Genomic DNA, 26,788 nt, shown 5'->3' with positions numbered 1-26,788 from the left:
GTGTCTCATCTCAGGCGCGCGAGCGCGATGTGCCGTGACGGGACGAGGTCGGTGAGCGGTTCCCTGCCGGTGACGACGACACCGGTGAAGCCGAGGGCCAGCAGCGGCGGCACGCGGCCCGCCGTCAGCCCGTCGTCGGCGCGGGCGTCGTCGAGCAGGAGCAGGCAGCGCCCGCCCGAGACCGGGGACGTCATGCGGGCGATGCGGGCCGGCCGCACGGCGTCGCGCAGCTCGCGGGGGTCGCGCCGGTCGCGGCCCAGGTCGAGGAAGAGGACGTCGAGCCCCATCCGCTGGCGCAGCACCAGGGCGCACTGGGTGGCGAGGGTGGTCTTGCCGACCCCCGCGGGGCCGGTGACGGTCACCAGCGCGGGCTCCCCGCCACCGGAGGCGACCGACAGCGTGTCCTCGACCTCGCGCAGCAGCGGGAGCCGGCTCAGCGCGACGGTGCCGCTCACCGAGGGCAGCGCCCACTCCGCGGGCGGCGCCACGGCGGGGGCGCCGAGCGAGCGGGGCGGGGTGGCCTCGAAGGTGAGGCGGTCCTCTCCGGTCAGCTCCAGGGCGGCGGCCAGGCGGCGCACCGAGGTGCGGTGCGGGTAGCGGGTACGGCCCCGCTCCAGGTCGCGCAGCGTGCGCACGCTCAGGCGGGCGCGCTCCGCCAGTTCCTCCTGCGTCAGCCGCGCCTTGTCCCGATGGGTACGCAACAGCTGGGCGAATCCCAGGCTGTCGGACAGAAGTGCAGACCTCACGTGAGCCCTCCCGGTGACGATCAGATGCCGTCAACGTAGGAAAAGCCGATTATCGCCGGATATCGTCGCGATATCGCCGGTCATTCTGCCTGGTCACCCCGTACGGGCGCTGGCAGCGTGAGGTCCATGCTTCCGACAGGACGGATACGGCGGCCCCCGGCGCGGTTACTCGACGACGCGGTCCTGACCCAGCGGTTCGACTGGGAGATGCGCACCCTGCTCCGGCACTACCGGTGGATCGAGCTGACCCAGACCGGCGAGTACGCCCGGATGGGCCTGCTCGGCCACGACGCGGCGGAGCGGATCCGCCGGACGGTGCTGGACCTGACGCCCGAGCAGGTCGGCGCCGAGCGCGCCGCGGCCATGTCGGACCCGCTGTTCGCCCTGGAGAGGTGCGTCCAGGCACGCGTCCCCGAGGGCGCGCACGCCTGGCACGTCGACCGCAGCCGCAACGACGTCCAGGCGTGCGCGCAGCTGATGCTCGGCAGGGAACGGCTGCTGGAGACGGTGACGGCGGTGAGCGGGCTGGCCCGCGCCACGCTGGGGACCGCGGCCGGGCACACCGAGTCGGTCATGCCGGGCTACACCCAGCATCAGACCGCGCAGACCATGACCTTCGGCTTCTACCTGGCCGCGCTCGCCGAGGCGGCGACCGGCGCCGCGGAGTCGCTTCTCGCGCTGTTCGACGCGGTCAACCTCTGCCCGCTGGGCGCCGGGGCGATGGCCGGGCTGGAGCTGCCGTGGGACCGGGAGCGGATCGCCGTCGCGCTGGGCTTCGACGGCCCGCAGCCGCACGCGCTCACCTCGGTCGCCTCCCGCGCCTGGGTGCTGCGCTCGGCCGGGGAGCTGTCGGTGCTCGGCACCACGCTGAGCCGGTTCCTGACCGACCTGATCTGGTGGAGCGGGTCGAGCTGCCGGTTCGTCGACCTGCCGGACGAGCTCGCCGGGATCTCCTCGGCGATGCCGCACAAGCGGAACTTCCCGATCCTGGAGCGGGCCCGCGGGATGACCGGCCACCTGGTCGGGCTCTCGTACGACATCATGATCGGGCAGCGCAACACCGGCTACACCAACCTGGTGGAGGTCTCCAAGGAGAGCACCCGCTTCCTGGAGGACCTCTTCTCGACCTGCGGCACGATGCTGGCGCTGTTCGAGCGGGTGGTCGCGAACGTGCGGTTCCACCCCGAGCGGGCGGGCCGGGTGGCGCGCGACGAGCTGACGGCCGCCTCGACCGTCGCCAACCACCTCACCCTCGAACACGGTGTGCCGGCCAGGAGCGCGCAGGTCGTCGTCGGCTCCTGGATCTCGGCCGCCATGGACCGGCTCGACCCGGCCGCCGCCCTCACCCCCGACCTGCTCTCGGCACCGGATCTCGTCGCCGCGGGCGAGCGGTTCGGCTTCACCCTGGCCGTCGGGGAGACCGAGGTGCGCGGGCTGCTGGACGCCGAGGCGAGCGTGTGGCGCAAGCGGACCGGCGGCTCGACCGGCCCCGAGCAGGTCCGTCTCCTCCTGGAGCAGACCGGCGACCGGCTGGCCGCCGCCGAGCGAGGGGCCGCGGAGCGGTCCGGGTGGCTGCGGGAGGCCTGGGAGCACACCACCGGCACGAAGGCGGGCGATCTGTCATGACCATCCAGATGCCGATCGAGGAGACCGTCGCCGGCCGGGCCGGCGGGGTCGGCCGGGGGCGGGCCCCCGGCACGTTCGGCGAGCTCCTGCAGGGAATCCTGGGGCCCGGTACGGACTTCCTGGTGACCTTCCCCGTCGACCTGTACGTGGAGGCCGTCTTCGAACCCGACCCGCAGCTGGACCAGGTGATCGTCTCGCCGCCGCACAAGAACAAGGCGCGGCGCCTGGCCACCGGGATCCTGTCGCGGTACGGAGTGCACACCGGCGGCTGGCTGATGCTCAACAGCGCGTTGCCGGAGGGCAAGGGCATGGCCAGCTCCACCGCCGACCTGGTCGCCACCGCGCGGGCGGTGGACTCTGCCTTCCGCCTGAAGCTCCCCAACCGGCTGCTGAAACAGATGATGGCCGAGATCGAGCCGTCCGACGGGGTGATGCACCCGGGGATCACCGCGTTCTTCCACCGGCAGGTGCGGCTGCACCGGCGCATGGGCGCGCTCCCCCAGCTGACCATCGCCGGGATCGACGACGGGGAGAGCGTCGACACCGTCGCCTTCAACCGGTCGAGGAAGCCGATCCCCGCCCACTGGGCGGTGCGCTACGGCGAGCTCCTGGACGACCTCACGCGCGCCGTGCGCGACCACGACCTGGCGGCGGTCGGCAGGGTCGCCTCCGCCAGCGCGCGGTTGTTCCAGACCTTCAACCCCAAACCCCACCTGGCGGCGGTGGAGGAGATCTGCCGCGACGTGGGCGGGCTCGGCACGGTCGTCGGGCACAGCGGTACGTGCCTGGGGATCCTGCTGGCCCGGCACGACCCCGAGCACGGTCCCCGGCTGGCCCGCGCCCTCACGGAACTGGAGCGGCTGGGGCGGCCCCTCATCGTCTGTAGGAGCACGAGCCGGACATGACACTGAGAACCGACGCGATCGACGCCATCGGCCGGACCCCGCTGATGCGCCTGCGGGCGACCGGCGGGGCGACCGTCCACGCGAAGCTGGAGCTGGCCAACCCGTACGGGATGAAGGACCGCGTCGCCCGGCAGGCGATCCTGACCGCGAGGGCCGAGGGGGTCCTGGCCGACGGCGGCCTGATCGTGGAGAGCTCCTCCGGCACCCTGGCCATGGGGGTCGCCCTGGTCGGCACGTACCTCGGCCACGAGGTGCACATCGTCACCGACCCGCGGATCGACCCGATCACCATGGCCAAGCTGGAGGCGCTGGGCGCCACCCTGGACATCGTGCCCGCCATGACCGGCAACGGCTGGCAGAGCGCCAGGCTGGAGCGGCTGCAGGCCGTGATGGCCGCCAACCCGGGCGCGTTCTGGCCCCGGCAGTACGACAACCCGGCCAACCCCGCCGCCTACGACCGCCTCGCCGAGGAGGTCGTCTCGGAGATCGGCCGGGTCGACGTGCTGGTGGGCGCGGTGGGCAGCGGCGGCTCGCTGTGCGGGACGGCGCGGGCCCTGCGGCGGACCAACCCCGCGCTGCGCGTGGTCGCCGTCGACGCGGTCGGCAGCGCCATCTTCGGCCAGCCCGACGTGCCCAGGCGGCTGCAGAGCGGGCTGGGAAACAGCCTGGTCCCGGCCAACGTGGACTTCTCGGTCATCGACGAGGTGCACTGGCTGTCGGACCGGGAGGCGTTCGCCGCGACGCTGGAACTGGCCTCGTACGAGAAGGTGTTCGCGGGCAACAGCTCGGGCTCGGCCTACCAGGTGGCGCGCTGGCTCGCCTCGCGGCTCGACCCGGACGTCTCGGTGGTGGTGATCTTCCCGGACCGGGGCGACCGGTACGTGAACACGATCTACAGCGCCGAGTACCGGGCCGCGCACGGCCTGACCGACCTGCGCCCGCCGCTCGCCCCCGATCCGATCCAGCTCACCGACACCGCCGTGACCTGGTCCTACGCGACGCTGGGCCGGGCCCTGGAGTATGTATGAACCCGGCCCCGCCTCCGTCTCCGACCCCGCCCCTGACCCCGGCCCTGACCCCAACCTCGTCCCCGACCCCGACCCCGGCCTCGCCCCCGCCTCCGACCTCGGCCCCGTCTCCGGCCCCGGTGCTCGTCTTCGTCGAGTCCAACACCACCGGCTCGGGGATGCTCGCCTTCGCCAGGGCGGCGGCGCTGGGCTTCACCCCGGTGCTGGCCACCGACACCCCCTCGCGCTACAGCGGGCTCGCGGCCACCGGTGTGCGGGTCGTCACGTGCGCCACCGGCTCCCCCGACACCCTGGCCGCGGAGCTGTGCCACGCCCTGGGGGAGATCGCCGAGATCGCCGGGGTGACCACGACCAGCGAGTTCTACACCGCCGCGGTCGCCAGGGTCGCCGCCGACCTCGGGCTTCCCGGCAACCCGCCGGAGGCCGTCGCCGCCTGCAGGGACAAGGGGCGGATGCGCCGTACCCTGGCGGCGGCCAGGCTGCCCTCCCCCGCCTTCGAGCTGGTCGGCCCCGGCGACGACTTCGACGCGCGGATCGTGGTCGCGCTGTCGCGGATCGCCCTGCCGTGCGTCGTCAAGCCCGTCGACGACACCGGCTCGCTGAGCGTGGTGCTCTGCTCCACGCCCGGGGAGGTGGCCGCCCACTGCCGGCGGATCATCTCGGCCGGCGTCAACGTGCGGGGGCAGGCCACCGCGAGGACCGCGCTGATCGAGGGATACCTGGCGGGCCCGGAGTTCAGCGTCGAGACGGTCAGCTCCGGCGGGTTCCACCGGTGCGTCGGCATCACCGCCAAGCGGGTGACGTCGCCGCCGCACTTCGTGGAGCGCGGGCACGTCTTCCCCGCGCCGCTGCCCGCGGAGGAGGTCCGAGTGCTCACCGGAACCGCGCTGCGGGCGCTGGCCGCCGTCGGGATCACCCACGGCGCCACCCACATCGAGATGAAGCTCATCGACGGTCACGCGTACGTCGTGGAGATCAACGCCCGGCCCGCGGGCGGCATGATCCCCGAGGTCATCGCGCGGGCGTGCGGCTTCGACCTGCTCGACGCGCACCTGCGGGCCGCGGCCGACCTGGACCAGCTGCCGCTGCCCGACCGCTTCACCCCCGCCGGCATCGCCTTCCTGCTGGCGCCGGACGGCGCCGGGGGCGGGCGGGGGAAGGTCACGCTGCGGGAGGTGGCCGGGGTCAAGGACGCCGGCTCCGTGCCGGGGGTCGACGCGGTGACGGTCACCGCGCCGCCGGGCTCGGAGGTGCGGCCGGCCCGCAGCAGCTACGACCGGCTCGGCTACGTGATCGCGCACGCTCCCGGCCACAGCGAGCTGTACGACGCGCTGGACACCGCGCTCGGGCACCTGCGGCCCGTCCTGCTCCGCGAGCTGCCGTCGATCGAGATCCCCCGGCAGGGGTATCGCATCTCACCCTCCTGACCGTCCCCCTCCCCCCTGCCGTCACCACCCTTCGACGCCCCTCCCCCGCCCCGGGGCACCCACCCCCTCCTACCGTCACCCCGTCCCCCCTCACCGTCACCACCCCTCCCGGAACCCCGATTGGAATCCCATGACGAGCGTGCTGGACACACCCCACCTGGTCGCCGGAGAGAACGACGACGGCGGCGAGATCGAGCTGCGCAGCGACACCTTCACGCTGCCGACCCCCGAGATGCTGGAGGCCGCCGCGAACGCGCCGCTGGGCGACGACGTCTACGGCGAGGACCCGACGGTGGCCAAGCTGGAACGGCTCGCCGCCAACCTGCTGGGCAAGGCCGCGGGCTGCCTGATGCCGAGCGGCACCATGGCCAACCTCGCGGCGCTGCTGGCGCACTGCCCGCGCGGCGGCAAGGCGATCGTCGGCCACGAGTCCGACCTGTACGTCTACGAGGCCGGGGGCGCGTCGATGTGCGGCGGCATCGTCTACGAGCCGCTCGCCAACCTGTCGGACGGGACGATCAGCCTGGAGGACATCGCCGAGGCGTGCACGGTCGACCGCACCGACCCGCAGATCGCGCCTCCGGCGCTGGTCAGCCTGGAGACGCCGCAGAACCGGTGCGGCGGCCTGCCGCTCCAGCTGGACTACCTCGCCGAGGTGGCCCAGCTGACGCGCTCGCACGGGGTGGCGCTGCACCTGGACGGGGCGCGCATCTTCAACGCCTCGGTCGCGCTGGGCGTCACCCCCGCGGAGATCGCCTTCTACGCCGACACGGTGCAGATCTGCCTGTCGAAGGGCCTGTGCGCGCCGATCGGGTCGGTCCTGGTGGGCGATCGGGCGATCATCGCCCAGGCCAGGCGGATGCGGAAGATGCTCGGCGGCGGCATGCGGCAGGCCGGCATGATCGCCGCCTGCGGCATCATCGCCCTCACCGAGATGACCGGGAGGCTCGCCGAGGACCACGAGAAGGCCGCCCGCCTCGCCCGCGGGCTGTCGCGGCTGCCGGGCGTCCGGCTGAGCCCCGGCCCGCCGATCACGAACATGGTGTTCTTCCGTGTGCGCGACGAGCGCTACACCACCCGGTCGTTCATCGCGGCGGCCCGGCGCCGGGGTGTCCGGGTGGAGGAGCTGGGCCACGGGCGGATCCGCGCGGTGACCCACGCGGGGGTCGGCACCGACGCCGTCGACCGGGCGATCAAGGTCTTCGCCGAGCTGCTCGCCCCCAGCGGCCGATGAGAACCCGCCGGGGCGGAGGAACCATGAGAACGAGCGGGAGCGACGCGGCGGTGCGCACCTCGCACAGTGCCGGGAACGCACCGGCGGAAAGGCCGGAGGCCGGGGAGAAACCGGAGAGGGCGGGGACGGCGAGCGCAGCCGGAAGCCCGGAACGGAAGACGGGAGGGAACACCGCCCGGAGCCCGGAGCCCGAGACGGGAGGGAGCGCCGTCCCTGCCGGGCTGGGGCGCCCGTTCCACCACCTGTGGGCGGCGTCCGGCCTGTCGAACCTCGCCGACGGCGTGCTGCTCGTCGGCGTTCCCCTGCTGGCGATCTCCCTCACCCGCTCGCCGCTGCTGGTGTCGCTGGTCAGCGCCGCCACGACGCTGCCGTGGCTGCTGCTGGCCCTGCACGCGGGCGCGATCGCCGACCGCCACGACCGGCGCCGGATCATGATCCTGGCGGGCTGGTCGCGTGCGGCCGTACTGGCGGCGACGGCCGCCGCCGCGTGGTCCGGCGTGCTGACCCTGCCGGTGCTGGTGGCCGCGGTGCTGCTCGCCGGGGCCGCGGAGGTGTTCGCCGACACCTCCGCCCAGTCGGCGCTGCCGACGACCGTGGCCGGCGACCGGCTGGAGGCGGCCAACGGGCGGCTCGTCGCCACCCAGACGCTCGGCAACCACTTCCTCGGAGCCCCGCTCGCGGGCCTGCTGGTCGGCCTGGCCGGCATGGCCTCCACCGCCGTCTTCGGGACGGCCGCCCTGCTGTATGCGGGCGCCGCGCTCCTGCTGATCGGCATGCGCGGCCGGTTCCGCCCGGAGAACGCACCGGCGCAGGCGCTGCGCGCCGACATCGCCGACGGCATGCGCCACCTGTGGGGACACCGCGCCCTGCGCGGCCTGGCCGCGTACTCCGGCGTGCTCAACCTGGCCTACGGCGCGTACTTCGCCGTCTTCGTGCTGTGGGTGGTCGGCGGCGGCTCCCGGGTGGGGCTCACCCCGGGCCAGTACGGCTTCCTGGCGGCCACGCTGGCGGCGGGGGCGGTGGCCGGGTCGGTGCTCGCCGGGCGGCTCACCCGGCTGGCCGGTGAGAACGGCGCCCTGGCGGGCGTCACGCTGCTCAACGGGCTCCTGCTGCTGGTGCCCCTGCTCGTGCCCTCCCCGCTCGCGGTCTTCCCCGCCGCCGCGGGCATCGGCGCGGCCAACGCCGTCACCAACGTCGTCTCCGTCTCGCTGCGCCAGCGGCTCATCCCCGACGGCCTGCTCGGGCGGGTGAACGCCACCTGCCGCCTGATCGGCATGGGCGCCATGCCGCTGGGCGCCGCGGCCGGCGGCCTGGTCGCCGCCCTTGCGGGCCTGCCCGCGGTCTTCTGGGCCGCCTGCGCGCTCTCCCTCCTCGGCGCCGCCCTGGTCCCGCGCGGCGGGGAGGCGGGGAGTCCGGTACGGGACCGTCTCGGAGCCGCGAACGGCGGGTGAGAACACCGAGACCGGCCCGCCACCGGGAGGTGGCGGGCCGGCGCGTGCGTGCCCGGAGGGGGTCAGGTCACCGTGCAGGTGAGGGTGGGGGTCAGGTCGCCGTGCAGGTGAGGGTGGGGGTCAGGTCGCCGTGCAGGTGAGGGTGGGGGTGCCGCCGGTGCCGGAGGCGGTGAATCCGAAGGAGGCGGAGGCGCCGGCGCCCAGTGAACCGTTGTAGGCGACGTTGCGGGCGGTGACCGCGGACCCGCTGGTGGTCACGGTCGCGCTCCACGCCGAGTTGACCCTCTCACCGTTGGCGAAGGTCCAGTTCACCGTCCAGCCGGTGATCGCCCTGGAGCCGGCGGTCACGCTCACGTCGGCCTGGAAGCCGCCGGACCACTGGGAGGTGACGCGGTAGGTGGCCGAGCAGCCGCCCGGGCCCGGGGTCGGGGTGGGCGTGGGGGTCGGGGTGGGAGTCGGCGTGGGGGTCGGCGTCGGCGTGGGGGTCGGGTCGGGGTTCGAGCCGCCGGTGAAGTTGACGTCGCTGCAGAAGTAGTACGACTGGTCGAGGTGGCTGGCCTGCCAGACCGTGTAGACGATGTGGTGGCCGCTACGGCCGGGCGCGTTCACCGGGATGGCCGTGCTGGTGCCGGTGGGCCTGCTGCCCAGCTGGTTGACGAGTTCCAGGTCACTCCACCTCAGCTGCTGGGTCTTGGGGTTGAAGCCCTGTTTGGTGACGTAGACGCGGATGTAGTCCGCGCCGTGCGAGGCCTGGTCCAGCAGGTTCATCGTGAACGAGGCGGGACGGTCCACGGTCTTCCACGCGCCCACCGTGTCCATGGAGTTGTAGCGGCCGCCCTCGGTCCGGCCGCCGCTGCACAGCTGCCCGTCGGGGATCGCGGCCTGGTGGTTGCCGCCGACGCCCTCGCGGAACAGCCCGTTCCAGTTCCACATCGCGTTGGGGTTGCTCTGCCAGGCCTGCCAGCACATGGGGTCCTGCTGGGCCATGGCCGGGTTCTGGAAGTCACCCCCCCAGCGCTCCCAGCAGCCGTAGTTGCGCGAGGGCGGATCGCTGATCGAGCCGTGCGCGGCGGCGGGGCCCGCCGTCACGGTGGTGAGTGCGAGCGCGGTCGCGACCGCGACCGCCGCCGCGACGACCATCCGCCAGATCGGGATCCGGTGGAGGGAGGCGACGCCGGGCGCGTGGGACTGGTCGCGCAGGAGTCGGAGCGTACGTGACCTCATCGGTGCAGGTCTCCTTTTCGAGTGCCGGGGGGGACGAGTCCTGGCGCGCCAAGTGAGGGCGGAGTCCTCACGCCAGAGGGTCCCCACCGTCGCCCAATCCGCATGCGGGGGGCAACAGTGGTCCCCGGCTCCCGAAGGGAGACCGGTCTGGAGCTGGCCATACGCCACAAAACGTATGAAAGGTTCATTTCCGAATGATTTTCCCCGGGGGCAGCCTTCGGCGGAACTGATGTGCGACCCGCCGCATGGCCGTCCTCCCGGGGGCGTCACACCGCCCGGGTCAGGCCTGACCGGAGACGTGCGGTCTCTCGTGGGACGTGACGAGATCTAGCTGAACGACACCGACCGCAGGCTGCAGTTGGTGAGCCACGGCCCGGGGGAGACCGGTGCCGCGGAGCAGGCCCAGCTCGCGGTGATGCCGGTCGTTCCGGCGGGAATGCCGGTGAGGTTGGCCGACCCGCTGAAGTCGCCGTACGGGTAGTGGCCGCTGCTGCACAGGGCCGTGACCCCCATGGACGTGGCCCCGTCGGGCAGCGTCTGGGTGAACTGGAACGCGTGCGTGGCGGGGACCGCGACCAGGCCGGGGGTCGCCGAGGGCGGTGAGGTGGAGAGCCGCACGTTCGAGGGATACCAGTCGCGGGTGTCTCCGAAGTGGTTGGAACTGACGCAGTCCACCGTGGCATGCAGCACGGCGGTGGTCGCGGCGGCGGGCTGCGCGAGGCCCACGATGCCCAACGTGCCGGTGACGACCAGCGCGGATCCGAGCGCCAGCCCTCGACGAACCAGTGTCGCAGCGAACATCGCCGTTCCTCCTCAATGCCTCTGACATCGGCCACCGCGAATTCAGCATCCTTCGCACGGCACGGTCAACGGTCGAGCGATTTCAACAGAGCCACAACCATCACGGCGGCGAGATTCCGAAGACCGAATCCATCGCCGGTCAATTCGGTGTTTTTCAGGGGGACGACCGCCGGGTAGAACTTACAACCAGCGGCGTTGACGCAATTCCTACGGACGCCGGACCGGAAGGCATATGCCTGATGTTTCGGTCTGCCGGTCGCGCGCCGCATGCGGCACCCTTGAAAGATTCATCGGGCCGGCGTCCCGAGCACCGCGCCCTGAACGATCCCCCTCCCCCAGGGCAACGGCCTCGTCGTCGCCACCGGACGCGACGGTTAAGGCACGTCCGATTTCGCCGAAGCCTCCGAAATGGCGTTGACCGGACAGAACTCACGCCGGAACACCAGATCGCAGGTCTGGGCGAGCGGTTTTCTGAGTCAGACGCACACCTCCGCGGTGTGGGCGTACCCGCGGCTGCCACCCACTTCCACCTTGAGCGCGGTCCTGGCCCTGCGCACGCTACGGTCGCTTTCCCTGACCGATCTCACCGGCCAGGGCAATGTGATCTTCACCTCGTCGACGGTCCTGGACGGGTCGGACACCGCGAGCCGTACCCGCTTGCCTGCGCGGTGGACCAGCAGCGCGCAGGGGCCGTCGACGGTGAGCGGCCCATCCTGGGTCTCGACGGTCCCCTCGCGCCAGAAGACGGCGGCGATCACACCGTCGCGCGAGATGGCCTGCACCGTCGCGGAATTGGCGAGGATCTCGATCCGCCCCTCATAGGCCTCCATCTGCGTGATGGAGGCATCGGGCAGCACGGCGTAGGCGTAGCGGGCCCTGCGGGGATCGACGCCGTGGTCGATGAGGATCGTCGTGTAGTGCCTGGTGACAGGGGAGGTGTCGCCACCGGTGGTGGCACCCTTGTCGATGTCGCGCCAGCGGCCGGTGCGCTTCTTGCGGATCACCTTCGCCTCGGCGCCGTCGAGCAACGCGTAGCCGGCCACCCCGGACAGGTGGATCCAGCCCTCACCCCGGGTCAGCGGTGGATGCCGGTCATGGGTGTTGCGGTTCTCCACGATGGTCTCGACACGGCGGCCGTCGGAGGCGGTGATGCCGGCGCCGAGGGCGATCACCGCGTCGTCGAGCAGGAACCACGCCTTCCTGGCCCGCAGTGAGGAGCCACCGGCGATCAGCCTCATGGCGGCCACGCCGCACTCGCCGTCGAGCGCCACGCCGCCCGCCCACGGGGTGGGGGGCAGGCGACGGTGGTCGTGCGGGAGATCGGCGCGTCTGCGGGTGTCGACCGTCGTGCCCGGCAGCCGGTACGGGTCGATCGTGGGCCACAGGTCGTCGTTCCAGTGGGTGAGGTCGCCGGTGTAGAGGTAGGTCATGCCGTCGCCGGTGTACCAGCCGTGCAGATTCTCCCGGTTCATGGCCTCGGCCGCGCCGGTGCGCTGCGAGCTCATCGCGATCGCGTACGCCCAGGTGGGACGGCGGTGCACGACCCGGTCCATGTCGGCGAAGACGTACGTGCCCGTCGTGCGCGGGCCGACCGGCACCGCCGGGTCGGCCAGCAGGGCCGTGGCCCTGGCGATGCTCGCCGGCGGTGCGAACGCGCCGTAGGGGGTGGCCTGGTTGCGGGTGAGCCAGCCTTTGACCAGCGGTCGCCACCGCCGGGCATGGCGCTCGGGCGCCGTCTCCAGCAGGGTGAGGACGGCCTCGACCGCCTTGTGTCCCGAGTGGTGGTCACGGTGGCCCTGCACCGAGATCTGCCGGCCGCGTACGCAGTCCATCATCAGCCCGTCGAAGACGAACGGCACGAACGAGCGGTCCACGAGGTCGTAGACGTTGCCGATGCCGGTGATCTCCCACGGTGACCCGGAGAGCATGGCGATCAGCTTGGCCACGCTCTCCAGGTAGTCCACGCCGTAGCTGCCGGTGTAGGGGTACACGTCGTGCTGGATGAACGATCCGTCACGGTAGAAGCCGTCGCCCGGGCCCCTGGTCGGCCGCAGCAGGTCGGAGACCGCGTTTCCGGCCCGCCTGACGAGGCGTGCGTCGTGGGTGAGCAGTCCGCGCATCGCCACCGCCATGGCCTTGCCCGCGCGGTTGGCGCCGGTCTCGACGACACCGGGGTGGCTGACGCGGCGCTCCGGGTCGGGGCACCAGCGGCGCAGGGGGCGCAGCCAGCGCTCGATGTGGCCTGAGGGCAGGCCGTCGTACAACAGGGCGCAGGTGTCGGTCAGCGCGCGGGGGACGCCGATCTCCCACCAGAACCAGTTGCTGCCCCGCCGGTCGAGCCCCTCGTGGTAGGCGTGCTCGTAGAGGAAGTCCAGCGCCCTGACAGCGGTCTCGGCGACCTGGCCGTCCCGGTGCATGGCGGTGCCCGGCGTGGCCCAGGCCAGCGCCAGCGTGCGCATACGGTTGTAGGAGCGGTTGAAGTTACCCGTCCGGGGGTCCGACAGCGGCAGGTCGGGCCACAGGCTCGGGCGACCGGCAGCGGGCTTCAGCTTGCGCAGCACCGCGTTGGCCGAGCCCTCGAGCGCCCGCGTCCTGTCGGTATAAGAACTGTCGGTATGAGCGGAGTCGTGCGACCCACCGGCCAGTAGGCTCACCCACCGCTCACGCGCGGCGTCGAACGCCGCGGCGCCGGCCGCCTCGGCCGGTCTGTCCCACAGGGCGAGACCGGCCACTGTCGCGGCGCCCAGCAGGGCGGACCGCCGGCTGAGGGGGTGGATCATGAAGGCTCTTCCGGCGGTAGGGCAGATATCAGATGAAAAGATCATAGGTGGACAGGTGAGTGGGCTGTTCAACCCCGGTGACGGTGAGCGGGCGTACGAACGGCATGACAACCGGCACCGTCCCCATCGCTCACGAGACCGTCGACCACCTCAACCACCACGTGCCCCTGCTCCACCCGGAGATCTCGATCAGGTCCGCCCGCAACGCCGACAGATACTCGACGGCCTGATCGACCAGTACCGGCGGCCCGCATGGACGAGGCGGACAACCGCAGACCAGAGGCCACACCCGGATTTCCGCACCCCACAAGATCTTCGATCCTGCGGCGATCGCCGAAGTGCTGACCGCGGATCCGTCGCGTATCCGCGTCTCTCCGGAATTGTTTCCGCGTGTCTTCGCTGTCTTGCAGGGGCTTGCTCGTCATGTCGAGCGGCGGGAGTATCGGCTTGGGATGCCGACGAAGAATCCCAAGGTCGCCTTCCACATCCTGATGGACACCCGGCGGCGGGGGGTCGAACTCGCCGGGGAACGGGAATTAACAGATCCGCCACCACCGCGTCCGCTGTTTCGACCGCATGGCGGGCCGCCTCGGCGGAAGCTTTGCCCGCCTGTAAATTACATGACCCGCCACGAAGAAACACATGATGGGCCGGATTCCGGTAACCGAGTGTTCAATACCGTCTTTACCTCGGTCCGTTTGAAAATTATCCTCAGTCGATCAAAAGATCCGTCCCTGTAGGAGAAGCATGCAAAAAGGTACTCGGCTCCGCCGGCTCGGCCTCGTCTCAGCGGTGGTGGCGGCCGGCCTGGCGACCACGCCCGTGGCCGCACACGCCGACGGCTATGACACTCCCCGCAGCGCCACCGCCGTGGGGGCGGGCAACACCTACGCGGCCGGGTTGGCGGCGGCCGAGCAGCGGGCTCGGGCGGCCGTCCTCGCGGTCGGCCACGACTGCACCCCTGGGACCTATAGCACCATAACGACCTATATCTCCCCGGGCGGCGGTACATGGGTCTTCCAGTCCACTCACCAGGCGATGTGCGTCGACTGATCAAACTCGGCCTCTGCCGGACAGCGGGGCAGGGTGGCCCCGCTGTCCGCAGCGGAGGCCGAGCGCTGCGGTCTGGACGGGCGGGTGGGCGAGCACGTGGCGAGCGCCGACCCGCCCCTCACTCGCCGAGTGCGGGGGTCAGGTAGCCCACCAGCATCGTCTTCAGCTCGGCGATGAGCTCGGCGGAGCGCTGCGGCGGCGCCGAGGCGACAAGCGGCATGACCGCCTTCACCGTCGCCAGCGACATGGTGGCCAGCGTGAGACAGCGCTCCTGGTCCAGGTGCGGGGCGCGTATCGAGAGGACCTGCGCGACGCGCGTGGCGATGCCCGTGTGGAGCTGCTCGGAGGCCCAGGCCAGGCGGTCGCCGGTCGCCGAGCCGTGCAGCAGTGCCCAGTAGGCGGGGCGGCCGCCCTTGAAGTCGGCGATCTCATCGACGAGTTGGTCGACCAGCTCGGGCAGCGGTATCCGCGTCACGTCGCCGGTCAGCCGCTCGTTCCAGTGCTGCCGCCTGCCGTCGGTGAACCGGGCGAGCAGGGCTTCCAGGATCTCTTCCTTGTTATGGAAGAACTGGTACAGCGAGCCCGGCGACATCCCGGCTCGCGCGGCGATCGCGTTGGTGGTCGCCTCGGCGTAGCCGATGTCGGCGATCACCTCCTCCGCCGCGTCGAGGATCTCCTCCATGCGTTTGAGGCCGCGCGCCTGGCGGCGTACAGGCTTGCGTGTCTCGACCACGGATCACCGTCCACGTTGACAAATGCGAGCTTTTACTTGTATTTCTGATTCCAACGCTGAAATACGAGTAGTTTACCGACTTCGGGGTTGATCAAGATGACCGTCCGCACCCATGCCCCTCCGCCGGCCGCGCCGCCGGTGCCCCCGCTGCGCCGCCTCGGCTACCTGCTGGTACGGCGCCGCCGCCTGGTGATGATCCTGGCCCTGCTCGGCACGGTCGTCATGGGCACGCTGGCGGCCGGTACCGTGAGCGGGCTGTCCCTCGCCCGCTACGACGCGCCGGGCTCGGAGTCCGACCAGGCGCAGAACGAGCTGGCCGAGCGGTTCGGCACGGGTAGTGCCGACCTCGTCCTGCTCGTCACCGCCAGGGGCGGGAACGTGGACGACCCCGCCGTGGCCGCCGCCGGCCGGGAGCTGACGAGCCGGCTGGCCGCCTTCGACGGCGTGGCCGAGGCCGCCTCCTACTGGTCGCGGGGCACCCCCGCGACGCTGCGCAGCGAGAACCGCGCGCACGCGCTCGTGCTCGCGCGCATCCCGGGGGACGCCGACCTGGTCAGGGGACAGATCCTGCCGCGAATCATCCCCGAGGTGACCCGAGGCGACGACACGATCACCGTTCAGGCGGGCGGCGGGGAGGAGGTCTACCGCCAGACCGTCCCGCTGGCCAGGCAGGACTTCGTGCGGGCCGAGATGGTGATCTTTCCCCTGGTGTTCATACTGCTCTGGATCTTCCTGCGCCGCCTGGTGGCGGCCGTGGTGCCCATCGTGCTGGGCGTCTTCGTGATGGTGGTCTCGCTGGCTCTGATCCGCCTGCCGCTGCTCTACTCCGATGTCTCCACCTTCGCGCTCAACCTGACGCTGGCGCTCGGCCTCGGCCTCGGCATCGACTACGCGCTGTTCATAGTCTCGCGGTTCCGCGAGGAGGTACGGCTGGGCCATGACCGGCACGAGGCGGTCGCCAGAAGCGTCGAGAAGGCAGGCCGTACGGTGATCTTCAGTGGGGTGACCGTGGCGGCCTCGCTCGCGGTGCTGCTGCTGATGCCCTTCGACTTCTTCCGGTCCTTCGGCTACGCGGGGATCGCGGTGGTCATCGGGGGGGTGGTCGGTGCCATGATCGTCCTGCCCGCGGTGCTCGCCGCGATCGGTGACCGGGTGCTGCCCCGCCGTACGAAGGAGGAGAACGGCACGTTCTGGCGCGGCCTGGCCACGCGCGTCATGCGCAAGCCGCTGATCTTCGGCGGAGTGGCGACGGCGGTGCTCCTGCTGCTCGGCTCGCCCTTCCTCGGGCTGAACTTCGGCGTCGCGGACGATCGCATCCTGCCCACCTCGGCGCCGGCGCGGCAGACCTCCGAGGTGATCCGGGCGGAGTTCCCCGCGGAGGAGAGCGACGCGCTGCAGGTCGTCTCCGCCGGGGCCGCCGACGCGGCGGGGGTGCCCGGCTACGCGGCCGCGCTGTCGCGGCTGCCCGGGGTCGCCCAGGTGGACTCGGCGGCGGGATCCTATGCCGAGGGGCAGCGGGTCGGCGACGGCGATCCCGGGCGGTTCCAGGGCGACGAGGGGACCTGGCTGTCCGTGGTGCCGACCGCGGAGCTGATGGAGCGCGATCCGGTGGGCCTGGTGCGGGACGTGCGGGCGCAGGCGGCGCCGTTCGAGGTGCTGGTCGGCGGCTACCCAGCAGAGCTCGGCGACTACCGGCAGGCGGTGGTGGACCGGCTCCCGCTGCTGCTCGGGCTGATCCTCGTGGTGACGTTCGTCATCCTGTTCCTGATGACGGGAAGCCTGCTGATCCCGTTGAAGGCCACGGTGCTCAACCTGCTGAGCCTGTCGGTGATGCTGGGCGCGCTCGTGTGGATCTACCAGGATGGGAACCTGTCGGGCCTGCTCGGCTTCACCGCGACGGGCACCCTCGATCCGAGCATTCCCATCCTGATGTTCTGCATCGGGTACGGGCTCTCGATGGACTATGAGGTGTTCCTGCTGTCGCGGATCAAGGAAGAGTACGACCGCACGGGCGACACCGTCGCCGCCGTCACGGCAGGGCTCCAGCGCAGTGCTCCGCTGATCACCGCCGCCGGTGCGATCCTGGCGATCTCCTTCGCGGCCTATGTCACCGCGGGCGTCTCCTTCGTGCAGATGCTCGGCGTCGGGATGGCGGTGGCGATCCTGGTGGATGCCACGATCATCCGGGCGATCATGGTGCCGGCCTTCATGCGGCTCGCGGGCCGGGCCAACTGGTGGGCGCCCGGCCCCCTGCGGCGGCTGCACGCGCGGATCGGGCCGAGCGAGTGATCCGTGCGCGCCCGGTTGTTCGCGTCCGCCCGGACGCGCCCGGGGTTCAGGTGAGGTCGCGGGCCCAGATCTGCTCCACGACGGGCTCGCGCTACTCGGCGACGCCGCACGCGACCAGATCCTGGAGCGGGTGAGCGCGGGCCTGTCCGGGGTGCGGGCCGCGTCTCAATCTCACCTCTTGGCGCAACGACATCGCCTTCTTCCGAGAGGTACGCGCCTGGATGGTGAAGCTGGACGCCGCAGACCGCGAGGCCAGTGGCAAGCCGTTGGCCTCGGAGGTCAACGTCTACCTTTCCCAGCTCGCGGCCTCCGTCGTCGACGCCGACACGATCACCGACCTGTACGCCGAGGCCGGCCTGGGAAACCTCGACATCACCAACCTCAACGGTGAACATTTACGCGAACTCCAGAACACCGAGACCCCGCACCTGACGGCCGAGGCGCTACGCCGGTTGATCGAGCAAAAGATGCGTGAGGCGACCCGGCACAACATCATCCGTCGGGAGAGCTTCGCCGAGAAGCTCGAAGACCTCATGATCCGCTCTTCACCGGATCCACGAAAATCGCTCTGGCTGCCCCGCCGGAGCGACGCCAAGCTTGTCCCCAGAAGTGAGCTGGCAACCCCAATGAACAATGACGGATGCGTGTTCCGCCACGGATCGGCCCATTCGATCAAAGTGTCATTCCTGCGACTTCGGCCAATACTTGGGCGGAGTGGCAGCGGGATCGACGACGCGCAGGCGACTGGCCGGGGTCGGGTCGATGCCGCGTAAGGTCACCAGGCGCTGCCCGTCCGCCTCGGTGAGGAGATTCAAGGCAGCGGGCAGTCCGGCGGCGACGGTGGCGATCGCCGGGCCGATTCCGATCATGCCGGGGTGCTTGTGTGGGTACTCGATCCGGTGCAGCCCGGAAGCGGCGATCGCCTCGACCTCCCGGGGGCGCTGCATCTGCCGGGCGTCGTTGGTCAGGATGACGTGGAATCCCTCGGCCACCGCTCGGGGGTAGAGGTTTTCGTCCCGGGTCCCGGACCAGCGGTCGAGATCCAGCAGATGGATGATCTCATGCCCCAGAACGAAGGCGATGATGGCCTGGTGGAGCGGCCGGGAAACGTTCTCATCCAGCAGCAGCCTCACGTGATTCCGTGGGGGGATCGTAGCTGTTGACGTAGTCGGCGAAGTCGGCGGCATCCAGGGCCGCCGTAGGGGTGACGCTCGGGTAGTACTCGGAGATCCGCTCCGGGGGGAGCCCGTCTCGAAGGAGAGCGGCGACCTCGTCATAGGGGACGCGGGTGCCCTCGATCATCGGCACCCCGCCGCGAACCCCCGAATCCACTGTCACATGCGCGCGAGGCCTTAGCAGCGGCGGGATGTGCCTGCCGTCACGGTAGAACGGCTGCAGGACGTCAACCATCTCGTGGATGACCACGTTGGCCTTCCTGCGTACCAGGTCGACCGCCTGGTCGGATTCAGCCAGGTAGATGCTGCTGCCGTCGGCGACCAGAGTGTATGACGAAAGGTGATCGTACTCCGGCAAATCACCGCGAAGGGTGTCGAGCGCCCGCCTGATCTTCTGCAGCGAGGCGTCGTTGCGCAGCTTGACGCAGGTCCGCAACGCCACCACATCGCGGAAGGAGTAGAGAACAGGCCGGGTGCTGGAGATTTCCGGGATCAGCACCGCGCCACGGTTGACGCCGGCCTTGCGCCAGTGAGCGAGCTGGCGGAGCGTGGCACCCGACAGCGCCGCCGCCAGCTTCGGGTCAAACGCCATCACCTCATCCCTCCCCCATTCCGTGATCCAAGCCTCTGCCCGGACATCATCGCAAATCTCGCCGAGCAGGTCAGGCACTATGCGGCTTCACCTCGGCCGTTTCAGAAACTTCCAGGGGAATACGGATGTCATCCTGAAGACACCGACGCTCGCCCGAGCCTGCCAGTCGATAACGTACGCCCCGAAGCCTGCCGCAGGCATGTTGCCGTCCCTCTCGAGAACGGCACTCTTCACAGCGGTGCGGCCGACAAACAGCACTTCGACAGTCCAAGCCGCGACCATGGCCAGTGCCCTCGGATAGACCGTCAAGCGGCCGGATCCTCAAAGGAACCGCCCTTGATGCCGCTGATGAAGGTCTGCCACTCAGTGGAGGTGAAAATCAGCGCCGGCCCGCTCCGATCCTTGCTGTCACGAACACCTACACGTCTTCCGTTCAAAGAGGCCACTTCGACGCAACTACCACCGTTCCCACCACTAAGGCTGCTCTTTCGCCAGACCGCCCGAGATATCTCTTCGTAGGACACTTTGCCCCTTTCAACACTTATAGATCTTCCTTTGTGATCTTCGCGATCATATCGATTGAATCCCGAGGATCGAGAGCTGAAGCACGCAGATGGTCATATGCCAGCGTATATGCCTGAACCTCTTCGGTCTTCTCCAGATAGAGACTGCCGGTCACGTACTCCAGGTAGGTGACTTCACTCGCTCCATCGGAGAAGGACAGGATGGCGAACGATCCGAGCATTGCCGCATGAGCGCCGATGACATAGGGCAAGACCTGGATGGTCACATTCGGCTGAGCCGAAATGTCCGCGAGGTGCTGGAGCTGCTCTTTCATGACACGGGTACCACCGACGCGGCGACGCAGAGCGGCCTCGTTCACGATCGCCCAGAAGTTCATGGGCTGCTCGGATCGGGTGATGACATCCTGTCGGGCCATACGCAAACTGACGTGCCGCTCTATCTCGTCGGGTGCGTCGGTCACCCGTGCCGCCCGGTAGATCGCGCGAGCGTAATCTTCGGTCTGGAAGAGCCCGTGAACGAGTTCGGGTTCGTAGTTACGAAGTGACGACGCCTCCGCTTCCAGCCCTACGTAGACCTGGAACCACTGCGGGATCACATCGCTGTAGGCATGCCACCACCCTCGCTCCTTCGCTTGTTTCGCCAGTTGGACGAGCGCGTCATATTCAGCGCCCTCACGGAGTCCGTAGAGCTGCAACATGACTCGGACGTCGTTGACGGAGATCCGCAGCGTCCCGCCTTCCACTTTGGTCATCCTCGACGTCGACCAGTTCAGATGATCAGCCACTTCCTCCTGCTTGAGGCTGGCCGCGGTGCGGAGCTGTCGCAACTCTTGCAGCAATCGTCGATGGCGGACGGTCGGCGAGAAGCTGGCCATGCGTCTCCCTCCCAAGACACCTGTTCGATCACACATCGTAATGAATCTTTAACTGGTTGTGCGAAAGCGCTTGCAGGTGCAGATTTAGCACGTGCTCGCTCACCGAGAGTGATGGTACGTCGCAGTCGCAGGCTTTGCAGCTCAATCCGCGTAAGCCGCAAACCCATCACGTCCAACGCCGAGCAACTTCAGGACCGACGGAGGGATGGCAGGAAGATGAAGATTCGTGACCTTCAAGGGTGGGGTGGTGAGTTGCTGGAGTTGGCCTGGGAGTTAAATGATCTTGGGTTCGACTCCGTGGTCCGGCTCTCGCCCGGCCGTCGGCCGAGCGTAGAGATCTTCGTGCCGTCGGGGCGGTCGAGAGTCGTCACCGCGCAGCGGGGCCGTACCTCGGTGTTCACCTGGGAGCGGACCTCCACCCGTGCGAACCACGACCGGCAGGGCCAGAGCAAGATGCGGATGGCGGCGGAGCGACTCCTGGAGGTGGCGCGATGAGGATGCCGGAGCCGCTGGGCCGGGCCGATCTCCCTGCCGAGGTCGAGTCCGTCCCACTGGCCCGCCGCTATATCCGCGACCTGCTCGATCGCATCGACCACAAGCAGACCGACGACGCACTACTGCTGGTCACCGAACTCTTCACCAACGCGGTACGCCACTCCGACTCCGGCCGCCACCCCGACGGCCGGATCTCCGTCGCCGTCGCCAACCATGATGGAACGCTCCATATCGACGTCATCGACGCCGGATCAACCGGACAGGCGCCCCGAATCTGCCTCGACCTCGACCCCGACAGCGGCGGTGGACGCGGTCTCTGGCTGGTCCAGGAACTGTCCACCTCCTGGGGTTGGTACGAGACTCCGACCGGCCGGGTGGTCTGGTTCCAACTCTCCGAGACCTGACCACTGCGAAGGTCAGACCTCCCGGTTCATGGTGGTTCGAAACCAACATGGGCAGGCGACCACGATGCCCCAGATGCTCTCGGCGGCGAGCGACATACCTGGAAGGACGACCAGGATTCCCCTCCTCTCGCCCGGTCTCCACGTGCTCCAACAGCAGCCGGAGCACTTGATTCCCATCTAAGTCCGCTCCCCGTGCACTGGGGATTCCGCTCCAGCCAGGAACCGTCCCGGCGAGCATCCATCTACTCAGGTGGAGGCGCCGGGCCGATCCGTTGGACATCATGAAACCAGCAGGAAATCGATCAGCCTCTGGAGGACTTCATGGCACGTCTCGTACGGCAGGGCGTCATGATTTGTGCGGTGGTTTTATTGTCGATTTCCGGTTGCGCCGAAAAGGAGCCCACCGCAGCCGAAGCCGGAGAGACCCTGAAGCTCCACGTCACCGAGTTGATGAAAAAGAGTCACGCCCTGGACGTGAAGGTCACCGATCCAGGCGGGCGGAATATTCCCTGCGGCGAGGGCAGGGCGAAACAGACCTTCGCGGTTACCGGTGAGGATCCCGCGACAGAGATCGATGGGGATGGGCTCAACACGCTTCTGGTGGGGGCGCTCTCCTCGATCGCCCCTTACCGGATTGTCGAAGATCCCGGCAACGCTCCCATCCGACTCACCAACAAGGAATTCGGCACAGTGATCCACCTGGAGTCACCGGGTAGCGGACAGTTCAAAGTTCGAGGCGAGACCGAGTGTCTTTCAGTCTCGTAACTCAACTGTCAAACACGGCGGCGCGCTCCCTTCCTCGCCCGTTCCCACCCTCGAACCAGTTCGTCATCCTGTTGGACAGTCTTCCCACCGAGAGTTTGTCCTCACCGCCCATGCCGTTGGCGTCGGCCCACTTCTCAAAGGCCACCAGGCCCTTGTCACCCTGTTTGAGCAGGTCGGGGAACGGCCTGAGGTTGCCCTCGGCGTCGGCGATGGCAACGCCCGGCGGACAGATCGCCTGATACTCGGCGGGAGTCACCTTCGGTGCGAAGCCGTTGGCGATGAGCGCCTGCGCGAGGGCGTGCTGGCGGCCGAGCGTCGCGTTCCCGTCGGCCTTGTCGAGCTTGTCCACCCGCTTCTGGCCCTCCGGCAGGAAGGCATCCTTACCGGAGAAACCCGTGCTCAGTGCCAGCCATGTCAGTTGACCGGCCATGCCCGGCACGCCAAGACCGGTCACCCCCAGCGTCGAGCCGATGACAAAGCTTTGGAGCTTCTGGGCCTGCGTATCGGCCACGTCCATGGTGCCCCGGACCTTCTCGGCTGCGGCCACCTCAAAGCCCCGGACGTTGCCCAGGGCGTTGAGTGCCTGCTCCAGCGGCTCGATGTTCCCGGTCCGCTTGGTCGTCGCCAGGGTGTCATTAATCAAACGCTGGGAGAACCGTCCCATCGCCTCCTGGAACGGGGTGAGGTTCTCATCCGTGTCGGCGAAGGTCTTGAAGAACTCGTAGGTGTCCTTCGGGCTCAGGGTGAACGCCGACGTCAGGCCCAGTGCCGAGGTCGTCGGTTTCAGCATGCTGGCCTCGGTCATGTTGCCGTCGCCGAGGGTGGCACCTTCGGTGATCTCCGTGGTGTAGGCGCCGGCGATCTCCGCCATGTGTACCCGCGCCTTCTCCCCCAGCTTGATGTCCCCCATCGTCGTCATCACCGCGAAGGCGAACGCCGCCGCCTCCTTGCTGTGCTCACCGTCCTGCTCGTCATAGGCGCCGGAGGCCGCGGCGAGCATGCGCCCGAAGGCGTCACTCCTGCCGTCGTCGCTCATATAGAGGCCACCGGCGTGCTCGTTGAGCTTCTTCAGGTACTCCTTCAGTTTCTGCTGGTCCTTCGTGTACGGCCCGGTCACCTTCTCGACCGCCAGCCGTGCGGCTGACGGGTTGTTCCCCAGCGCATACATCAGCCCGGTGGAGACCTTGCGCGGGTTCGCCATCCCCCATGCCGACGCCACCCCCGCCAGCCACTCGGCGGGGAACTCCCCCGCCGACAGCAGGAGCTCGGCGCCGAGCCGATCCGCCGGCTCCGGGCTCTGCACCGCGGCCTTGATCTTCGCGAACCCCGGGACCTGCGACCCGCCGGTGACCGCGCTGCCAAAGGCTTGACTCAGCGTGCGGGTGAGCGGGTCGTCGGGGTCGGGCGGAGCGGCGGTCGCCCGAAGGTCCGCCGTGTGCAGGTTCTCCCGAAACAGCGTGGGAAGCTTCAGGGCTCCCTCCGTTCCGAGGGCGGCGAAGAAGGCCGCGGTGAAGTCGGCGTCGTTCTTGTTGCCCTCCAACTCCCTGAGAACCTTGGCGTAGTCGTCGGAGTCGGCGTGATGGGTCCAGAAGCCGACGGGGCCGATGTCCATCAACCGCGCGGCCAACTCCGTGCCCTGCCTCCGCGACTCCCCAGGGGGACGATAGGCATTCTCGTCGAAGGCGATCAGCGGGGATCCCCTCCCCCATGAGGGCAACGCATTGGTCGCTCGGGCGATCTCCATGCGCCGTCTCAGCCCTGGCAACTCGTCATCGATCCAGCCCGCGATCTGCCTGATCGGCTGCAGTCCCGACATCGACACCTCGGCTCTCACCAGCAACTGGCGGATCCGCTCGGACTGTTCGTCGATCACGTCACGGCTGCGTTCCAGCGAGGAGACGAAATCCTGCATCAGGTCCGGATCGAGCCCGGCGAAGTCCGGCGACAGCGGCCCCGTGCCCGGCGGTGTGGACTCCATGATCCCCCTGATCACATCCCCTATTATCCAACTATAGACAAATGTAATCTTATACAATTCTCATCAATTAGTAATTACCGACATCAAGGACCAAATTTCTCGATCGAGCTTCGACGCAACCCGGAAGGCTGTAAGCGCAACACCCTCCCTCTCCCTCCAAAATCGGCCCCAAGAACACCGTTACGACGAGATTTCATCCTCAGTACGGCCGCATGGTTCGTTTCCGTTTCCAGACGGGTCGCTGCTGTCAACGGAGGTGTCATCTGGCAGGGCCGGATTGGCGCGTGTAGCAGCGCGGGCAGGTCACGACGGTCGCCGTGCTCGGCACCGCCCAGGAGTACCGGCACAGGAACGCACGGCGGCAGTGCACAGCGGTGTCGTTGCTCAGCAGCTCTCCGGCCTCCAGCGGACCGGCCCGGCCGCAGGACGGGCACGTCCACTCCGGTGGCATCCGGTAGCCATCCGGAGGTTGTTCCCGCGACACGGTGAAGTAGGACCTGGTCCGCATCGGCGCCTCGAACTGATCGGCAGTGTACCCGCAGCGAGCGCACCGCACGTGTTCTGGGTCGCCCGCCAGATCTCGATTGAACAGTATGTTCACCAACGTCCAGAGCATGAGCCATGCCTATCCTCGACAGCGGCGTCTTCACCGGTGTCTCACACCGCACGGTCTCTGTCGAGCACATCCCAGCGCTTCAGTCGATCGCGTAGTTCGCAGCCGCAGATTCTGCTGTCCAGAATGACCCTCGGCTATTCAGCCGGAATTTCGTCATGAAGATCGTTAATAGAGAAAAATGCCTCCGACCTGCGATGATCGGATTGCCTAGATCACGAGATCGCAGAGAACGGATGCACCTTTCGGGTGAACGCTACGCCATGGGACCGCCGCTTGTCTGTCCGCGGGGACGGCAAAGGGCTCATCGGACACGCCGGAGCCATACTCCTGCGTAAATGCGCTGATCAGACGGGACTGACCACGGCGCTGGGCGCAGTGTTCGCCCGACAGACGCCCTCCACGGTATGGGACCGGGGCGTGGCGCTCGTCCAACTCGCGGTCGCGATCGCGCTGGGAGCGAGAAGCATGCGGCAGATCGCCCTGCTGCCCCACCACGAGCACCTGTTCGGCAAACCGCCGTCGGACTCCGCCATCCGGCGCGCTGGAACCGGTCGGCGCCTTTGAACCGCTGCAGATCTGGATCGCCCGGGCGCGCGCCCGGATCCGACGGCACGTATGGGACCTGATCACCGCCACCGCCACCGGTTTCCCCTGGCTGCGCGTGGCCAAAAAGACGCTGTGCGGCTGGATCGTGATCGACATGGACGCCACGCTGATCACCGCGCATTCGGACAAAGAAGGCGCCTCGGCCACGTTCAAGAAGGGCTACGGGTTCCATCCGCTGGCCGCCTGGTGCGCCAACACCGGCGAATGCCTGGCGATGCTGCTGCGCACCGGATCGGCTGGCTCCAACACTACCCGCGACCACGTGCGGGTCCTGACCGAAGCGATCGCTCAGATTCCGCGGCCTTCCGGTCCAAGCTGTGGATCCGTCTCGACGGCGCGGGCGCCACGCATGACCTGGTCGGCCACATGCAAGGGCTGGACACCGCCCGGCGCACCGTCCGCTTCACCGTGGGCTGGAAGATCACCGAGGTCGACGAGACCGCCATCGCCAAGCTCCCCGAAACGGCCTGGCAGGCGGCACTGCGCCAGGACGGCGAGATCCACGCGCACGCCCAGGTCGCCGAACTGACGCACCTGGACGAGCGGGCCACCCTGCGCCCGCGACGCGGCCCGGCTCACCGCGCTGGAGAAACAGACCGGCTAGAAATACGCGATCATCGCCACCAACCTCGGCCCCCGCGGCCTGCGCGGCATTGCCGGCAGCCACCAGCTCGCCTTCATCGACGCCGTCCACCGCGACCACGCCGATGTCGAAGACCGGGTACGCACCAACACGGCCATGGGCCTGCGCAACCTGCCGTCGGCGACCTGGAATGTCAACGTCGGCTGGGTCTTGGCCGCCAACCTCGCCGCCGACCTGGACGCCTGGACACGCCTGCTGGGGTTGCACGACGACGCCGAGCTGGCCCGGGCCGAGCCGCAGACGATGCGGTACTGCCTGTGGCACCTGCCCGCCCGGCTCGTCTCACACGCCCGCCGACGCATCCTGAGGATCAGCGCCACCTGGCCATGGAAAGAGGCGTTCCTGACCTGCTGGACGCGGCTGTGTGCCCTATCGGAACCTACCTGACCAGCATGAACGTGCCCCGCCGATCCTGAGAGGAGTAACCGCAGTCCTGTCGCGGCCCGTGGAATCGCCGCCTGCCCGAGCGTCTCGGATGGCTTGCCGTACCGACCGCCAGCAGAGAACAGGACGATCAGGCGGAAACCTCCGTCAGCCAAAGCCGATCAGGAGGGACGGCCATCTCGTGAGTCATCGAGGCCGAGACGGGCGACGTCCTCGATGACCTCGATCAGGTCACGGCCCGCGATGAACAAGGCATCGATCTCGGCGCGGAGCGCCTGAACGAGCAGTAGTGTGCGTGCCACGAGCGCAGGTCCTTGCGCAGTGCGAACTGTGGTCGGTTCAGCGCGGCAACCTACGTTTGTCCTCTTTTGCAACGCATCTCGGACGCGACCCGGTATAGGAACACCCCGGCTATGCCCCCGCCCAGCCGGGGG

At 69.1% G+C, this 26,788-nt stretch carries 27 protein-coding genes and 2 pseudogenes; 15 read left to right on the top strand and 14 right to left on the bottom strand.

The genetic code is table 11. From position 1 onward, the window contains the following. Positions 1-5: 5 nt before the first annotated feature. Positions 6-746 carry a helix-turn-helix domain-containing protein gene (locus tag ACTOQ1_RS24410; RefSeq protein WP_440070340.1) on the bottom strand — a complete coding sequence of 247 codons (741 nt, stop codon included), beginning with the start codon at positions 744-746 and terminating at the stop codon, positions 6-8. A gap of 126 nt (positions 747-872) precedes the next feature. On the opposite strand from ACTOQ1_RS24410, the gene ACTOQ1_RS24405 reads away from it, so the two are divergent. The 6 genes from ACTOQ1_RS24405 to ACTOQ1_RS24380 all read left to right on the top strand — a co-directional run bounded on the left by ACTOQ1_RS24405 (position 873) and on the right by ACTOQ1_RS24380 (position 8,417). Beyond that, on the top strand, positions 873-2,372 hold the full coding sequence (locus ACTOQ1_RS24405; protein WP_440070339.1) for a lyase family protein: 1,500 nt from the start codon (positions 873-875) through the stop codon (positions 2,370-2,372). Further along, positions 2,369-3,277, top strand: coding sequence for a GHMP family kinase ATP-binding protein (locus ACTOQ1_RS24400; RefSeq protein ID WP_440070338.1), 909 nt, complete (start codon positions 2,369-2,371; stop codon positions 3,275-3,277). The genes ACTOQ1_RS24405 and ACTOQ1_RS24400 overlap by 4 nt, the downstream gene beginning before the upstream one ends. After that, positions 3,274-4,305, top strand: coding sequence for a PLP-dependent cysteine synthase family protein (locus ACTOQ1_RS24395; RefSeq protein WP_440070337.1), 1,032 nt, complete (start codon positions 3,274-3,276; stop codon positions 4,303-4,305). The genes ACTOQ1_RS24400 and ACTOQ1_RS24395 overlap by 4 nt, the downstream gene beginning before the upstream one ends. 119 nt (positions 4,306-4,424) lie before the next feature. Further along, positions 4,425-5,732 (top strand): ATP-grasp domain-containing protein, encoded by a 1,308-nt coding sequence (locus ACTOQ1_RS24390; RefSeq protein WP_440070336.1) that lies wholly within the window; start codon positions 4,425-4,427, stop codon positions 5,730-5,732. Positions 5,733-5,871: 139 nt separating this feature from the next. Further along, complete coding sequence (locus ACTOQ1_RS24385) at positions 5,872-6,966, top strand: GntG family PLP-dependent aldolase (RefSeq protein WP_440070335.1); 1,095 nt, start codon at positions 5,872-5,874, stop codon at positions 6,964-6,966. Positions 6,967-6,989: 23 nt separating this feature from the next. Further along, complete coding sequence (locus ACTOQ1_RS24380; RefSeq protein WP_440070334.1) at positions 6,990-8,417, top strand: MFS transporter; 1,428 nt, start codon at positions 6,990-6,992, stop codon at positions 8,415-8,417. 120 nt (positions 8,418-8,537) lie between these two features. Here the strand turns inward: ACTOQ1_RS24380 and ACTOQ1_RS24375 are convergent, their stop codons facing one another. From ACTOQ1_RS24375 to ACTOQ1_RS24365, 3 genes are all read right to left on the bottom strand, one after another. Further along, complete coding sequence (locus tag ACTOQ1_RS24375; protein ID WP_440070333.1) at positions 8,538-9,641, bottom strand: lytic polysaccharide monooxygenase auxiliary activity family 9 protein; 1,104 nt, start codon at positions 9,639-9,641, stop codon at positions 8,538-8,540. A 327-nt stretch (positions 9,642-9,968) separates the two neighbouring features. Next, positions 9,969-10,442 carry a hypothetical protein gene (locus ACTOQ1_RS24370; protein WP_440070332.1) on the bottom strand — a complete coding sequence of 158 codons (474 nt, stop codon included), beginning with the start codon at positions 10,440-10,442 and terminating at the stop codon, positions 9,969-9,971. 476 nt (positions 10,443-10,918) lie between these two features. Continuing rightward, positions 10,919-13,222, bottom strand: a complete 2,304-nt coding sequence (locus ACTOQ1_RS24365) for a polysaccharide lyase 8 family protein (protein ID WP_440070331.1) — start codon at positions 13,220-13,222, stop codon at positions 10,919-10,921. A 104-nt stretch (positions 13,223-13,326) separates the two neighbouring features. On the opposite strand from ACTOQ1_RS24365, the gene ACTOQ1_RS24360 reads away from it, so the two are divergent. Then, a complete protein-coding gene (locus tag ACTOQ1_RS24360) occupies positions 13,327-13,452 on the top strand; it encodes a hypothetical protein (RefSeq protein ID WP_440070330.1) in 126 nt (41 codons plus the stop codon). 517 nt (positions 13,453-13,969) lie between these two features. After that, complete coding sequence (locus ACTOQ1_RS24355) at positions 13,970-14,275, top strand: hypothetical protein (protein WP_440070329.1); 306 nt, start codon at positions 13,970-13,972, stop codon at positions 14,273-14,275. Positions 14,276-14,393: 118 nt separating this feature from the next. On the opposite strand, the gene ACTOQ1_RS24350 is transcribed toward ACTOQ1_RS24355, so the two are convergent. Continuing rightward, the gene (locus ACTOQ1_RS24350; RefSeq protein WP_440070328.1) at positions 14,394-15,008 is read right to left on the bottom strand and encodes a TetR/AcrR family transcriptional regulator; all 615 of its coding nucleotides are present in this window, start codon (positions 15,006-15,008) and stop codon (positions 14,394-14,396) included. Between the two features lie 96 nt (positions 15,009-15,104). Here ACTOQ1_RS24350 and ACTOQ1_RS24345 point away from each other — a divergent pair, with 96 nt between their 5' ends. Next, the gene (locus tag ACTOQ1_RS24345; protein ID WP_440070327.1) at positions 15,105-17,297 is read left to right on the top strand and encodes an MMPL family transporter; all 2,193 of its coding nucleotides are present in this window, start codon (positions 15,105-15,107) and stop codon (positions 17,295-17,297) included. 164 nt (positions 17,298-17,461) lie between these two features. Further along, positions 17,462-18,070: pseudogene (locus ACTOQ1_RS24340) on the top strand (type I restriction enzyme endonuclease domain-containing protein); the annotation flags it as partial. Here ACTOQ1_RS24340 and ACTOQ1_RS24335 read toward each other — a convergent pair. Genes ACTOQ1_RS24335 through ACTOQ1_RS24315 form a run of 5 tightly spaced genes read right to left on the bottom strand, consistent with a single transcriptional unit; the run spans position 17,978 to position 20,463 of the window. Beyond that, complete coding sequence (locus tag ACTOQ1_RS24335; protein ID WP_440070326.1) at positions 17,978-18,430, bottom strand: hypothetical protein; 453 nt, start codon at positions 18,428-18,430, stop codon at positions 17,978-17,980. The pseudogene ACTOQ1_RS24340 and the gene ACTOQ1_RS24335 sit on opposite strands and share 93 nt — an antisense overlap. After that, positions 18,411-19,142, bottom strand: a complete 732-nt coding sequence (locus tag ACTOQ1_RS24330) for a DUF433 domain-containing protein (RefSeq protein WP_440070325.1) — start codon at positions 19,140-19,142, stop codon at positions 18,411-18,413. The genes ACTOQ1_RS24335 and ACTOQ1_RS24330 overlap by 20 nt, the downstream gene beginning before the upstream one ends. Before the next feature lie 9 nt (positions 19,143-19,151). After that, positions 19,152-19,373 (bottom strand): hypothetical protein, encoded by a 222-nt coding sequence (locus tag ACTOQ1_RS24325; protein WP_440070324.1) that lies wholly within the window; start codon positions 19,371-19,373, stop codon positions 19,152-19,154. Then, the gene (locus ACTOQ1_RS24320) at positions 19,370-19,588 is read right to left on the bottom strand and encodes a DUF397 domain-containing protein (protein ID WP_440070323.1); all 219 of its coding nucleotides are present in this window, start codon (positions 19,586-19,588) and stop codon (positions 19,370-19,372) included. Before ACTOQ1_RS24320 ends, ACTOQ1_RS24325 begins: the two co-directional genes overlap by 4 nt. 17 nt (positions 19,589-19,605) lie before the next feature. Then, entirely contained in the window at positions 19,606-20,463 is an 858-nt protein-coding gene (locus ACTOQ1_RS24315) for a helix-turn-helix domain-containing protein (protein WP_440070322.1), read from the bottom strand. A gap of 216 nt (positions 20,464-20,679) precedes the next feature. On the opposite strand from ACTOQ1_RS24315, the gene ACTOQ1_RS24310 reads away from it, so the two are divergent. The 3 genes from ACTOQ1_RS24310 (at position 20,680) to ACTOQ1_RS24300 (ending at position 22,127) form a co-directional block, all read left to right on the top strand. After that, a complete protein-coding gene (locus ACTOQ1_RS24310) occupies positions 20,680-20,958 on the top strand; it encodes a hypothetical protein (RefSeq protein WP_440070321.1) in 279 nt (92 codons plus the stop codon). Further along, positions 20,955-21,362: an ATP-binding protein gene (locus ACTOQ1_RS24305; RefSeq protein ID WP_440070320.1), complete on the top strand. Its 408-nt coding sequence runs from the start codon at positions 20,955-20,957 to the stop codon at positions 21,360-21,362. Before ACTOQ1_RS24310 ends, ACTOQ1_RS24305 begins: the two co-directional genes overlap by 4 nt. A gap of 321 nt (positions 21,363-21,683) precedes the next feature. Beyond that, a complete protein-coding gene (locus ACTOQ1_RS24300) occupies positions 21,684-22,127 on the top strand; it encodes a hypothetical protein (RefSeq protein ID WP_440070319.1) in 444 nt (147 codons plus the stop codon). 1 nt (position 22,128) lies between these two features. On the opposite strand, the gene ACTOQ1_RS24295 is transcribed toward ACTOQ1_RS24300, so the two are convergent. Together ACTOQ1_RS24295 and ACTOQ1_RS24290 are read right to left on the bottom strand one after the other, a co-directional pair. Next, positions 22,129-24,120 (bottom strand): DUF6571 family protein, encoded by a 1,992-nt coding sequence (locus tag ACTOQ1_RS24295; RefSeq protein ID WP_440070318.1) that lies wholly within the window; start codon positions 24,118-24,120, stop codon positions 22,129-22,131. Positions 24,121-24,928: 808 nt separating this feature from the next. Continuing rightward, the gene (locus tag ACTOQ1_RS24290) at positions 24,929-25,423 is read right to left on the bottom strand and encodes a hypothetical protein (protein ID WP_440070389.1); all 495 of its coding nucleotides are present in this window, start codon (positions 25,421-25,423) and stop codon (positions 24,929-24,931) included. On the opposite strand from ACTOQ1_RS24290, the pseudogene ACTOQ1_RS24285 reads away from it, so the two are divergent. Then, a pseudogene (locus tag ACTOQ1_RS24285) lies at positions 25,422-25,556 on the top strand (IS1380 family transposase); the annotation flags it as partial. The gene ACTOQ1_RS24290 and the pseudogene ACTOQ1_RS24285 sit on opposite strands and share 2 nt — an antisense overlap. 59 nt (positions 25,557-25,615) lie before the next feature. Here the strand turns inward: ACTOQ1_RS24285 and ACTOQ1_RS24280 are convergent. Further along, a complete protein-coding gene (locus tag ACTOQ1_RS24280) occupies positions 25,616-25,861 on the bottom strand; it encodes a hypothetical protein (protein ID WP_440070388.1) in 246 nt (81 codons plus the stop codon). Positions 25,862-25,940: 79 nt separating this feature from the next. Here ACTOQ1_RS24280 and ACTOQ1_RS24275 point away from each other — a divergent pair, with 79 nt between their 5' ends. Then, entirely contained in the window at positions 25,941-26,357 is a 417-nt protein-coding gene (locus ACTOQ1_RS24275) for a transposase (protein WP_440070384.1), read from the top strand. Between the two features lie 158 nt (positions 26,358-26,515). Here the strand turns inward: ACTOQ1_RS24275 and ACTOQ1_RS24270 are convergent, their stop codons facing one another. Beyond that, positions 26,516-26,656, bottom strand: coding sequence for a hypothetical protein (locus ACTOQ1_RS24270; protein ID WP_440070387.1), 141 nt, complete (start codon positions 26,654-26,656; stop codon positions 26,516-26,518). Between the last annotated feature and the right edge of the window lie 132 nt (positions 26,657-26,788).

The organism is Streptosporangium sp. OZ121 (assembly GCF_051918885.1).
Classification (GTDB): Bacteria; Actinomycetota; Actinomycetes; order Streptosporangiales; family Streptosporangiaceae; genus Streptosporangium.
The sequence above is the reverse complement of the archived record's forward strand: the minus strand, read 5'-3'. Positions and strand labels throughout refer to the sequence as shown.